This is a genomic window from Estrella lausannensis (genome assembly GCF_900000175.1).
Lineage (GTDB): Bacteria > Chlamydiota > Chlamydiia > Chlamydiales > Criblamydiaceae > Estrella > Estrella lausannensis.
In genome coordinates, this window is the sequence record NZ_CWGJ01000006.1 from 208,089 (window position 1) to 220,184 (window position 12,096).

Annotated in this window: 15 protein-coding genes; 13 read left to right on the forward strand and 2 right to left on the reverse strand. The window is 45.9% G+C overall.

What is annotated here, in order from left to right; all coding sequences use genetic code 11:
• Nucleotides 1-16 precede the first annotated feature (16 nt).
• The 11 genes from rplF to ELAC_RS02615 all read left to right on the forward strand — a co-directional run bounded on the left by rplF (nt 17) and on the right by ELAC_RS02615 (nt 8,339).
• Nucleotides 17-556: a 50S ribosomal protein L6 gene (gene rplF / locus ELAC_RS02565; RefSeq protein ID WP_098037709.1), complete on the forward strand. Its 540-nt coding sequence runs from the start codon at nt 17-19 to the stop codon at nt 554-556.
• A gap of 24 nt (nt 557-580) precedes the next feature.
• Nucleotides 581-952 carry a 50S ribosomal protein L18 gene (gene rplR, locus ELAC_RS02570; RefSeq protein ID WP_098037710.1) on the forward strand — a complete coding sequence of 124 codons (372 nt, stop codon included), beginning with the start codon at nt 581-583 and terminating at the stop codon, nt 950-952.
• A 17-nt stretch (nt 953-969) separates the two neighbouring features.
• Complete coding sequence (rpsE, locus tag ELAC_RS02575; protein ID WP_098037711.1) at nt 970-1,560, forward strand: 30S ribosomal protein S5; 591 nt, start codon at nt 970-972, stop codon at nt 1,558-1,560.
• Nucleotides 1,557-2,012 (forward strand): 50S ribosomal protein L15, encoded by a 456-nt coding sequence (gene rplO / locus ELAC_RS02580; protein WP_098037712.1) that lies wholly within the window; start codon nt 1,557-1,559, stop codon nt 2,010-2,012. Before rpsE ends, rplO begins: the two co-directional genes overlap by 4 nt.
• A gap of 31 nt (nt 2,013-2,043) precedes the next feature.
• Nucleotides 2,044-3,414: a preprotein translocase subunit SecY gene (gene secY, locus ELAC_RS02585; RefSeq protein ID WP_098037713.1), complete on the forward strand. Its 1,371-nt coding sequence runs from the start codon at nt 2,044-2,046 to the stop codon at nt 3,412-3,414.
• A gap of 67 nt (nt 3,415-3,481) precedes the next feature.
• Entirely contained in the window at nt 3,482-3,850 is a 369-nt protein-coding gene (rpsM, locus tag ELAC_RS02590) for a 30S ribosomal protein S13 (protein ID WP_098037714.1), read from the forward strand.
• Nucleotides 3,851-3,871: 21 nt separating this feature from the next.
• Entirely contained in the window at nt 3,872-4,291 is a 420-nt protein-coding gene (gene rpsK, locus ELAC_RS02595; protein ID WP_098037715.1) for a 30S ribosomal protein S11, read from the forward strand.
• A 49-nt stretch (nt 4,292-4,340) separates the two neighbouring features.
• On the forward strand, nt 4,341-5,468 hold the full coding sequence (locus ELAC_RS02600) for a DNA-directed RNA polymerase subunit alpha (RefSeq protein WP_098037716.1): 1,128 nt from the start codon (nt 4,341-4,343) through the stop codon (nt 5,466-5,468).
• A 37-nt stretch (nt 5,469-5,505) separates the two neighbouring features.
• Entirely contained in the window at nt 5,506-5,934 is a 429-nt protein-coding gene (rplQ, locus tag ELAC_RS02605) for a 50S ribosomal protein L17 (protein ID WP_098037717.1), read from the forward strand.
• Between the two features lie 185 nt (nt 5,935-6,119).
• Complete coding sequence (gene gap / locus ELAC_RS02610) at nt 6,120-7,145, forward strand: type I glyceraldehyde-3-phosphate dehydrogenase (RefSeq protein ID WP_098037718.1); 1,026 nt, start codon at nt 6,120-6,122, stop codon at nt 7,143-7,145.
• A gap of 186 nt (nt 7,146-7,331) precedes the next feature.
• The gene (locus ELAC_RS02615; protein ID WP_098037719.1) at nt 7,332-8,339 is read left to right on the forward strand and encodes a hypothetical protein; all 1,008 of its coding nucleotides are present in this window, start codon (nt 7,332-7,334) and stop codon (nt 8,337-8,339) included.
• A gap of 58 nt (nt 8,340-8,397) precedes the next feature.
• On the opposite strand, the gene ELAC_RS02620 is transcribed toward ELAC_RS02615, so the two are convergent.
• Complete coding sequence (locus ELAC_RS02620) at nt 8,398-9,981, reverse strand: coiled-coil domain-containing protein (RefSeq protein ID WP_098037720.1); 1,584 nt, start codon at nt 9,979-9,981, stop codon at nt 8,398-8,400.
• A gap of 205 nt (nt 9,982-10,186) precedes the next feature.
• Between ELAC_RS02620 and ELAC_RS02625 the strand changes: the two genes are divergently transcribed.
• Nucleotides 10,187-10,567, forward strand: coding sequence for a hypothetical protein (locus tag ELAC_RS02625; protein WP_098037721.1), 381 nt, complete (start codon nt 10,187-10,189; stop codon nt 10,565-10,567).
• A gap of 385 nt (nt 10,568-10,952) precedes the next feature.
• Entirely contained in the window at nt 10,953-11,342 is a 390-nt protein-coding gene (locus ELAC_RS02635) for a hypothetical protein (protein ID WP_098037723.1), read from the forward strand.
• 56 nt (nt 11,343-11,398) lie between these two features.
• On the opposite strand, the gene ELAC_RS02640 is transcribed toward ELAC_RS02635, so the two are convergent.
• The gene (locus ELAC_RS02640; RefSeq protein ID WP_098037724.1) at nt 11,399-11,776 is read right to left on the reverse strand and encodes a hypothetical protein; all 378 of its coding nucleotides are present in this window, start codon (nt 11,774-11,776) and stop codon (nt 11,399-11,401) included.
• Between the last annotated feature and the right edge of the window lie 320 nt (nt 11,777-12,096).

Consider the following 12,096-nt stretch of genomic DNA (forward strand, 5'->3'; position numbering starts at 1 on the left):
TGAGGGGAGAAGCGCAATGTCGAGAAAAGGTAAACAGCCAATCGCTCTGCCGAAAGGCGTTGAAATTAAGATCAGCCCCGCTGAGTTTTCTGCAAAAGGTCCTAAAGGGACTTTGAAGAAAGATGTACCTGAGTACATCAAAATCAAGCAAGAAGGCACCGAACTGCACGTAGAAGCAGATGAAAACATGACAGAACAGTCAGCTCACCACGGCCTGTGGAGAGCCATCATCAACAACATGGTGCATGGCGTATCTCAAGGCTTCGAGAGAAAGCTGGAAATGGTCGGCGTCGGTTACAGAGCTGCTCTGAAAGGTAAGATGATCGACATCCAGGTCGGCAACTCCCACCCAACTGTCCTACCTATACCGGAAGGAATCACTGTGACTGTCGAAAAGAACACAATGATTACCATCACAGGTGCGGACAAACAAAAAGTGGGTCAGTTCGCTGCGGACATCAGGTCGAAGAAGCCACCTGAACCATATCAGGGCAAGGGAATTAAATATTCAGACGAATACGTCAGAAGAAAGCAAGGTAAGGCTTCTGGCAAGTAAAAAGGATACAACTAGGCAACCCCTATGAAAAATAGTCAGTCAAATAAAGTTCGGATCCAAAAAAAGCGTGCAATGCGCATCCGCAAAAAGTTGAGAGGATCATCTGAATTCCCCAGAATGTGCGTCGTCAAGACAAACAAGCACATTATGGTTCAGATCATCGATGATGAATCTCATAAAACCCTTTGCAGCGCGTCCACTCTAAGCAAAGAGCTTAAGGGGACCGAGTTTGCCAAGAAATCCAAGGCCTCCGCTGCGAAATTAGGCGAAGTTATCGCCAAAGCCGCACAGGGCCTGAACATTAAGAAAGTAAAGTTTGACCGTGGACAATTTAAATACCACGGCATATTGGCAGAGCTTGCGGATGCAGCAAGAAATGCTGGGTTACAGATTTAACAATCCGGGTTAAAAGCATGGCAAAACAGAACGACACATCTAAAAGAGAAAGAGGCCCATCCGACGCGCCACGAAGAGAACGATCGGCTGCCGATTCACCAAGAAGAGGCCGATCCGAATCCGAAGGGTCAAAAAGGGACAAGGTGCAGAGCGATGTAGTAGAAAAAGTTCTACATATCAACCGCTGCTCCAAGACCGTTAAGGGGGGTAAAAAGTTTAGCTTTTCCGCCCTGATTTTGGCCGGCGACGGTAATGGTAAAGTAGGTTACGGATTTGCGAAAGCAAACGAACTTACCGATGCCATTAGAAAAGGCGGCGAGCTCGCTCGCAAAAATATGCGTTCTTTCCCAATGGAGGGAACAACTATACCACACGAGATCGTTGTTAAATTTGACGGCGTATCTGTGCTTATGAAGCCTGTCGCGAAGGGCGGAGGCATGATCGCTGGTTCGAAACTGCGCGATGTGCTGGAACTTGCAGGCATCAAAGACGTGATGGCTAAGAACTTAAGCGGAAGCAATCCCGTCAACATGGTCAAAGCAATCTTCAGGGCATTGGATAAACTCCAAACCAGAGATTCGATCAAAAAGGTGAGGAGCAAGGCATGATTACTTTAAGCAATTTAGGCAACTTTTCCAGAGGCCGCAAAAAAAGAAGAAGAGTCGGTAGGGGCATTGGCTCCGGAGCCGGCAAAACCTGCGGACGCGGCACTAAGGGTGAAGGCGCAAGATCGGGAACTAAGACCAGGCTTACTTATGAAGGCGGTCAGTTCAGAGCCTTTATGAAATACCCTGAAAGAGGATTTAGCAACGCTCAGTTCGAACAGAAGTTCGATGTTGTCAACCTTAAGCAGATCGATGATATGTATCATGCTGGCGAAACGGTGAATATCGATTCGTTAAAGGAGAAAGGATTCTTAAGCGGAAACGTGAGAGCTCTGAAAATTTTGGGCACAGGCGAGCTGACAAAGAAAGTGACGATCGAAGCGCACGCTTTCTCGCAGACAGCCAAATCCAAACTAGCAGAAGCTAAAATCGAATTTCGAGAGCTTGGCAAATAACTGATACGGAAAAAGAAGGAGCCGAAAGCTCATGTTCGCTGCCCTGAACCGAGTATTTCAAGTCCCTGAGTTAAAGCAGAAGATTTTATTTACATTACTGATGCTGAGCATTTGCCGAATAGGCGGCTTTGTACCAGTACCAGGAATTGATGGCGATGTCGCTCTATCCTACTTTAAGCAGGCAATGGGCGGCGGACAAAACATCTTTCAGATGATCGACATTTTTTCCGGCGGTGCATTTTCTCAAATGACTGTTGTAGCATTAGGTGTGGTGCCGAATATTTCGGCATCCATTATCACGCAGCTCCTTGTAGCTACGTGGCCATCGCTGCAGAGGGAAGTGAGGGAAAATCCTGAAGCCGGTAAACGAAAAGTCGGTAGAGTTACCAGAATTCTGACTGTAATTCTTTCTGTTTTACAGTCGGGACTTTTTGCTAAGTACGCATTGCAAATGAATATCGCAAAACCTGGGATTATCACAGGAGAGTTGCTTGATATTCAGATGTTTGGAACCCCATGGCTCTATTACCTCGTTGTAATAGCTACCATGACGACTGGAACTATGTTCTTAATGTGGGTTGGTGAGCAGATCACCGAGCGTGGAATAGGCAATGGGATGAGCTTGATCATCACAATTGGTATCCTTTCCCAGCTGCCTTCCTCTTTCGGGATGATTATGCAGCAGCTCAACCTGGATTCGCAAGAGACAGGACAGATGAATTTCGCCTCTGTTCTCCTGCTTTTGGGTGTGTTCGTGCTTGTCACGATAGCGACGATCCTGATTACACAGGGCCATCGGCGCATACCACTGCAGCATGCCAGACGCGTCATTGGTAGAAGGGAAACCCAAGGTTCGGCTTCGTACATTCCGTTACAGGTTAACTATGCACGAGTTATACCGGTCATCTTCGCCTCCTCCCTACTCATGTTTCCTGCGACTTTGGGAACATTCGTAGGCTCTGGCAACTGGCTGGGTACAGCGGCAAGTTACTTGATGCCGGGAACTGAGCTCTATTATGTGCTCTATATTTCGCTCATTGTCTTCTTTACCTTCTTCTGGACGGCGACACAATTTCATCCCGACCAGATCGCTTCGGACATGAAGAAGAATGGCGCGTTTATACCTGGGATCAGACAGGGTAGGCCCACACAGGAGTACCTTGAAGCAACGATGAACAGAGTGACGCTGATAGGGGCCATATTCCTTGCGCTGATTGCCATATTGCCGGCGATCGTACAGAGGCTCTTAGGTGTTCCTCAGTCGATCAGTTACTTCTTCGGTGGAACATCCCTCCTGATTTTAGTCGGGGTCGTATTAGATACCATGAAGCAAGTCGAGTCGCATCTTCTGATGAAGAGATACGAAGGCTTTATGAAGAGAGGCAGGATCAGGGGCCGTTAATACCTTGATAGTATATAAACACTGTGCTAAATTATTTCTATTCTTGAAAAATTTTTAGGAGAATTAGATGCCTAGAGTTATTGGTATTGACATACCTGACAAAAAACGATTGGAGATCGCCCTGACCTACATCTACGGAATCGGACGCTCCGTATCCAACGACATCATCGCCCGTCTCAAGTTGAATCCTGGTATGAGAGCTCATGAGCTTACCCAGGACGACATCGCTAAGATCAACACCTTGCTCCAAAACGAGTACGTTGTTGAGGGTGATTTGAGACGACAAGTACAAAACAACATTAAGCGCTTGGTAAGTATTCACGCCTACAGAGGATCCAGGCACCGTGCCGGATTACCCGTTAGAGGACAGCGGACTCGCACCAATTCCCGCACCAGGAAGGGTAAGAGAAGAACCATCGCCAACAAGAAAAAATAATTAAAGAGGAGTTAGAATACCTTGGCCAAGCAACAACAATCGCAAAATCAGGCTCCTAAAAAGAGTGTGAAGCCAAAAAAGAAATCCCATCAGCACGTTCCAGTTGGAGTTGCCCACGTAAAGGCATCTTTCAACAACACGATCGTAGCTATCGCTGATCCTTCCGGCAAAGTTGTCACATGGTCCTCCGCAGGAAGAGTGAACTTTTCCGGTTCCAGAAAATCTTCCGCATTCGCGGCAACTGTAGCAGCACAGGATGCAGGCAAAAAAGCCGCAGACCTCGGTATGAAAGAAGTTGAAGTGGTGTTGAGAGGCGCAGGTGCCGGTAGAGAATCAGCTGTAAGAGGCTTGCAATCTGCTGGTTTGATAATCACCGCTATCAGAGATAGGACTCCTGTTCCGCACAACGGATGCAGAGCGAGAAAGAGAAGAAGAGTCTAATTAGCCTCAAACCACCGATATTGGGAAGAAAGTCAGCAGGAGTTGCATCATGTCATTAAAGTACGGCAAATTTGAATTGCCAACAAATATCATTTTGGAAGAGGAAAATTCGAGCAGGACCTTCGGTAGGTTCATTGCAGAGCCTTTTGAAAGAGGTTTCGGCCATACGATTGGAAATGCCATGAGACGCATGATGCTCTCCTCGATCGAAGCTCCGGCGATCATCGCGGTGCGCATTCAGGGAGTGCCCCACGAGTACATGGCGATCGAAGGTGTGATCGAGGACATGACTAATATCGTCTTGAACCTTAAAAGCGCTTTGCTTCGCAAGCTGCCATCCACTGAAGAAGCTAATTCCAAAGAGCAGAGAATCATCACTTCCACTATCGAAGTGACGCAGGAAATGCTGGATGCCCATAAAGGCCAGGTTTCCATTAAGCTTGGAGACATCATCAAGGCGGGTAACTTTGAAGTTGTCAACCCTCAGCTGCACCTGTTCTATGTCACAAAGCCTATGAAAAAGCAGATAGATGTACGTGTTGCTTTCGGCAGGGGATATGTTCCTTCCGAGCGCCATAACATCCTCGACAAGGCTTCTGACGACATCCTGATCGACGCTTGCTACTCACCAGTTCGCTTAGTCAGCTACTACGTTGAGAACACTCGTGTTGGACAGGATACAGACTTTGACAAGCTGATCATGGATGTTACCACTGACGGCCGTATCACACCCAGGGAAGCTGTTAGCTTCGCAGCGCAAATCGCGACTCACCACTTTGAAGTCTTCAATAAAATGAAGACCATCGAAGTGTCGTTCGAAGATGGCGAGGACATGGCAGACACTGACGACGAAGAGATTCTCGAGAAACTCTCATACAACATTGATGAGATCGAGCTATCTGTTCGTTCCACCAACTGCCTGCAGGGTGCAAATATCGAGACGATCGCCGAATTGGTAATCATTCCCGAAAGAAAAATGCTGGAGTTTAGAAACTTCGGAAAAAAATCCCTCAACGAAATCAAAGCGAAGCTACAAGAAATGGGACTGTCGCTTGGCATGGACTTGAAGCGTTTCGACATAACGCTCGAGAATGTCAAAGACAAAGTTAAGGCGCTCCGCGAAGAGGTCAAGAGGAAGAAGAATGGCGCACGCGAAAAAGAGAACGCCAACGCTTAAGTAACAAAACGTTTTATATAGAATTATAGGGTTTACAATGAGGCACTTAAAACAAAGTAAAAAGCTGGGACGTACCACGCAGCATAGACGCTGCATGTTCGCGAATATGCTCAAGTCCCTGATTGAAAATGAGCGAATCACAACTACAGTCCCGAAAGCTAAACAGCTTAAGCGTTATGCAGATAAGATGATCACTCTGGCAAAGAAAAACACGTTGGCCACGAGAAGAAAGGCGATTGCCGAGTTGATGATCCAGTACAACGCGCTGACTCCAAAAGAGGCAAGAGAAGCTAAAGCAGGTAACACAGCGGCTTACAACACAGACCGTAAAGTTATCGATAAGCTCTTCAGCCAGTTGGGCGTACGTTTCGCTGACAGACAGGGCGGCTACACACGTATCGTGCGTACAGCTAACCGTCCCGGCGACAATGCTGAAACCTGCATCATCGAATATCTTCCTAACTAACTTTCTATCAAAGGCTTCCCCGAACAGTCGGGGAAGCTTTTTCTGAAAATTCCCTCTCTTGAGCATGATCCGAAGCTCCCATCCAAACCCTCACAAACCTTCTTTTTTTTTTTCACCGGCACTGGTGGGTTGCCTGAAATGAAATCAGCATGTAATATCAAGCTTCCGAAACAAAGGTGACAGATATGCCGATTAATATAGCGATCAATGGATTTGGTAGAATCGGAAGGCTTTTTTTAAGAGCGGCCATCAAGGATAAGAATTTCAGAATCGTTGCGGTGAATGATATCGTTGAGGCCCCGCACTTGGCCTATCTGTTCAAATATGATTCGACACATGGCAGATTTAACGGAGTTGTCACAGCCGACGAGAAAACGTTGGTTGTCGATGGGGAAAAGATACAGGTTTTCAATGAGAAAAATCCCGAGCTTTTACCTTGGAAAGAGCTTGGTGTAGACTATGTAGTAGAGTCGACGGGTATATTTACCTCCCCAGAAGGGGCGGGTAAGCATTTGACGGCAGGAGCCAAGAGAGTGCTTATTTCAGCGCCGGCAAAGGGAGATATCCCAACTTACGTTATGGGTGTTAATCATGAACAGTACAATCCCGAGACGGATCGTATTGTTTCGAATGCTTCATGCACAACCAATTGTTTAGCGCCAATCACAAAGGTGCTTTTGGATACCTTCGGAATCGAAGAAGGTTTAATGACAACAGTTCACTCAGTAACTGCCTCACAGCCGACAGTGGACGGCCCCTCCAAGAAAGATTGGAGAGGCGGCAGAGGCGCTCCGCAGAATATTATACCGAGTACGACCGGAGCGGCAAAGGCAGTTGCCCTATGTATACCAGAAGTCAAGGGAAAATTGACTGGAATGGCTTTCCGTATTCCCACGGCGGATGTCTCCGTTGTGGATCTAACCGTTCGTTTAAGCAAGGATACAACCTATGAGGAAATTTGCAAGGCGATGAAGGCCTATGCTGATGGACCTATGAAGGGAATACTCGCTTACACGGACGAGCCAGTTGTATCGACCGATTTTATCGGAGATACTCACTCGTCAATTTTCGACAGTACGGCAGGAATCGCTCTAAACAAGAGATTTTACAAGCTTGTAGCTTGGTATGATAACGAGGCAGGCTATGCCTGGCGCGTTAAGGATCTCTTGGCCTATATGGCGTCCAAAGAGCGACAACTTGCGGTAAAGTAGCAAACTGGGTCTCTTGTTTAGAGTCTCATTTTGACGTTTTTTGAAAGAAGGGCTGGAGCTTGCTTGGGTTGATACCTGCAAGTCGACAGTGCTCATTTACAGTTTTCTTTCAGGCAAATTTGAATATTAATCCTCCATGTCTACGTGGAGAATAGCAACCTAATTTTAAAACAGGAACGGTGTCCAGTGGAATTTACACGCCAGCCAATTATTGAGACAGTCATATCAGCCAAGGAGGGGTTTAAACTCGTCGTTCGCAGCAGCAAGGGAGCAGGTCAGGAAGAGTATTTTGTCGATGCTGTAGAAGTAGTCTCCTTTGGCAATTCATTCTTTTTTCGCTCATCGGAAAAGCCTAAGGCTTTTTTAGTGCCAGCTACAGATTATGAAATATTGGAAGTCCGCGAAGCGCGCATGGTCTTAAAAAATGTCGGTTTAGACAAGGCTATTAAGATCGGTGGTGGCAAAGAGGCCCTCATGAAAGCTGTTCGAGAGCCTGAGAGAGTTCAGGAAGAGCCTGCTGCCGAAGGCGCTCACCAGCAAGACAGACAGTCAGATCGAAAGAGAGACCGTCGCCGTGGTTTACGAAGAAGACGTGATCGTGAAGAGCGCGATGAGAGAGAAGAGCTGCCGAAAGAGGGGCTTGAAGAGGCTCTGCCGGGTGAAGAACCTAAAGAGGAGTTTGTCGAGCTTACAGAAGAAGCGCAAAAAATCGAGATCCCAGAGCCGAAAAAGCTGGGAAGAAGAGGACGCCAGGCGGCGATGGAGCTGTCTTCCAATGTTCTGAAGAGCTTACTCACACCTCCACCGAATCTTATTTCCGATACCATCGAGAAGTATCGTGATGATGATCTATTCAAAGGGGTATTCATCTCCAAGGAGAACGAAGAAAAGCAGGAAGAGGGAGTGCCTCAGGAACAGGCTGAAGAGCCCATGGAACTGCCGCTGTCCTACCAACCGACCGAATATCAGATGTCGAGCGAGGAAGAAGAGGAAATTTACCGACAGCGCGTCGTTGCCAAAGAGCACGAGAGCGAAAATTACATCGAAGGGATTGAAGAAGGTCCAAGCGCAGTTGTTGAGAGCTTCACGCATGAGACTACTCTCTTTCAAGAGCAGACGTATCCTCTGATGAGCCACTACGCGGAAGAACCGGTACAAGAGCCGTCAGAAGAAGAAACTGAGAACCGACAGTAAATTTTTCTTTTGGGGCTTGCTGATAGGGGCTTAGTCCTCTTGCAGCAAGCCTTTTTTATTACTGATTGGTGTGCAGGCGCTGAGCGCTGCCTGTCCCTCCAAGCACTTCAACCCCGACTGCCTGGCGTATATCCTGATAAAAGCCAATGAGCGTTTTCTGCAGGTCTCGTATCTGCGGATCTGATTTGCCGGCCGGTAGGGAATCGATCTGACGGATGACCGAGACAACCATCCGGAGGGTTTCTTTTTTTACAGGCATTTTAAGGGGTGTCCCTACTTCATCGATCATCTTTTGCGTAGCATTGATCGCTTTTTGCTTGTTCCCCTGCGAGACGAGGGTGTCGCTCGCGGCATCTTTTTTGATCTCCGTCGTTTCAATTTCCTTCATTCTTCTGTCTTCTTGGACAGATGAGAGGATCTTCTGGAGAGACTCTTCCAGCTTCTCTTTGTCTTTTTCGATGCGGCTGCGCATTTGCTGATACTGTAGCTCCGTGACGATGCGATCCTGTCCATCTTGTGCCTTCAAAAGCTCTTCTTTTTTGCCTGCCTCTGCTTTGTCGCGCGCCGCTTTATCGTCCCTGGCGCTTCGATCAACCCTTCCTCGCTCGCCCGCTTTTGATGCATCTTCGTTGATTTCCTTATCGCGGCCTTCCTCATGCAAGGTAGGGTACAGACTTTTCAGGACTTCATGTAAATCATTAACTGTCATTTCATGTAGCGACCTACCGCCGATAAAGGTAGTTTTCATAGCCTCTTCATGGCTCATACCGCTATCTATTTTTTCCTGGAGTTCATTTTTGGCTGCGCGTAATGCATCCAACTGTGCTTTCGTAGCGGCATTATTGGGGTCAACTGTGAGCTCTGACTGCAATTTGTTAATATGCGCGTTGATCTGTGCGAGCTTTTGCTTGTACGCTTCCTTATGGGCCGCACTATCATCAATATTACTTCCTACAGGTGATGCCGTTTCTTTGGATTTGGAACTGATCTGGGCTGCAAGTGTTGAGTGCTTGTCTTGGCTTAATGTTAGTTTGTCATCGGTCTCTCTGACTAGTTGAGCGGTATTTTGAAGATTCTCTGCTTCTTGACGACCTACCTGTTTTTCCGTTGCTATATTTGCTTCAGTTTGAGACAGCTCATTCTCATCGGCGCTATAGGCCGTTGCTTTTGCTTCTCTTTTTTGATCAACTTGTGCCTCATGGCTTGCCATCTCCTGCAGCATCGCTTCTATTTCGTCCGGAGAGAGTTCGTCGAAATTTAAATCTGCCAGCATCTCTTCTTCAGCGCTTAACTTTGAGGCAGCCTGGCCGGATTGAATGGTATGCGCCATGACGTCAGCCGCTAGATTTGGCAGGTGGTTATTTTCATTGGATTCCTGATTTAATAGTAATGTCTCTGATAGCGCCCCAGGTAAGGTACCTTCACTTCCTGGGCTTAGAATTTTGGCCTGAAAGTTCAGTGCTGGCACTGGTCCCTCAGGTTGTTCCTGAGGATGTGCGATTTCACCTGGGATTGCCTCCCTAATTTTGTGATCTAGGCCGTTCTTGGCACCATTTTGTGTTGTTTTTTCATTTTTGCTCTGGGTGATCGCGTCTGTCGAGAGAGGATTGGAATGATTAATTTGGTTAGATTCAATAGACATAGCAACTCCCTGCTAAGAAAATATTGCATCCTCATCTATTACTATTATCTTATTATTTTTGATTTTTGTGTTTCATTTTTGATAAAAATTTTTTTTATTTTTGTTGAATAACCTTGACTTTTTAGTATCTTGTTATTAAAAAATGACATGTATCTTTTGATCTGAAAATTTTACAAATTACACCTTCAACATTAAAGGAGTTTCTATGCAACCAGCTCAAAGTCTTCCAAGTCAAGGAAGTTCGGTAGATTCCTATCTAGCGCATGTAGACGCATTAATCGAGCATGGGGATAGCTTCCTCGAACAGACAAAGAAGATCTCGGACCTAAAAAGCGAGAAGAAAGTAATTGCTGAACGGGCGGTTAAATTAGATGCCGAAATTAATTCAAGTGCTCAGAAAATCGAACAGATTCAGCAAAAGAGGGAGACCTTAGAATCGACACGAGCAGAGTGCAAGCAGGAGATTGCAGCACTTGAAGCTGAGAAACAAGCGATTGCTTTAAAAAGGCAGGCTCTTCTCGCTGCCTTAGCAAAGAAAAAAGCTCAGCAGCAGGGCTCTAACTCTTCTGTAACATCTACACAGTAAGTATCTTATCTAATAGTAAAGGTCTCTTGAAGGGGCCTTTACTTCACAAAACGGCTTTAACACCCTCCCTTAGAGGCTAAAAATAAGCCTAGTCCAAAATACACCAAGCTCGAGATGCGATAAAATATCGGAGGCTGATTCTGAATGAAAAGAATTTGATCGATTCGGGAAAGGGTAAGAGCGCTCCTTCTTTAATTAGCATCGTACTGTATTCTCACCTACTAGTATTTTATTGTTTTTCTTTGATTTCTTTGTGATTATTTGTAATGCTTTTTTTGATTTCGGAAAATTATATTGACTTTTTAGTCTTTTGGCATTAAAAATAGATTTGTAAATTTTCGGTCTGGTGTTATAAATTAAATTTTTCAAAATCATAGGAGTTTCCATGCAACCTACACAAACCTTTCACTCTGACCACTCTAAAGGGACAATAGTAGATCCTCTTTTAGCGAAGGCAGATGAAGTTTTAGCCATTTCAGACGCGATGTTCGAGCAAAGTCAGAAGATTAGCGAGTTGCAGGGGGAAAAGAAAGTTCTGGAAGCTCAGAGGGTTAAGTTAGAGAGCGCTGCAACTGCAAGAGCTCAAAGAGTTGAGCAGCTCGAGCAGAAGAAAACGACTTTAGAATCGAAACAAGCAGAGCGTAAGCAAGAGATTGAAGCTCTTGACGCTGAGAAACAAGCGATTGCTTTAAAAAGGCAGGCTCTTCTCGCTGCCTTAGCAAAGAAAAAAGCTCAGCAGCAGGGCTCTAACTCTTCTGTAACATCTACACAGTAAGTATCTTATCTAATAGTAAAGGTCTCTTGAAGGGGCCTTTACTTCATAAAATGGCTTTAACGCCATCCCTTGTAGGCCAAAAATAAGCCCAATCCAAAATACACCAAGCTCAAGATGCGATAAAACATCGGGGGCTGATTCTGAATGAATGAAAAGAATTTGATCGATTCGGGAAAGGCTAAGAGCGCTCCTCCTTTAGCTAAGCTCCACCAGCCAAGAATCGTGATGATCACCGGCCAGCCCCATACCCACTCATTATGCAGGCTGATGATCACAGCGCCGATCAAAACCGCGAGTAGGCCGCCAAGAAAAAGAAAGTTCTCATCGTGAGCAATTTTTCCATACAAATTCTTGAAGCGGTCGGGATTGAGAAAAAAGGCTGCGGCGATCACCAGAAAATAAAGACCGAAAACTTTAGCTAGAATCAAAGACATAGCCACTCCTCTCGCACTGTTAATGAATTGTTATTGTCAGGCTTATACCGCAAGTGTCTCAAAATCTCAAATTGAGAGTCTCAAGCGTAGAAACGAGAAAGAATGTCCGCGTCAGACTTTATCGAAATAATCCCAGGCGAGCATTTGCTTAAGATATCCTGAGGGCTACATATCCACCTTTAAACAGTCAGGAAATTATTGACTTGTCGGTGCACTTTGGCTAACATCGCCAACTTTTTATTGGAAAGTGCTCATGACTTGGCGAACGACTCTTTTTGCATTTTTACTCTCTTTTTCTTTATTGAGTGCCAGTCAAGAAG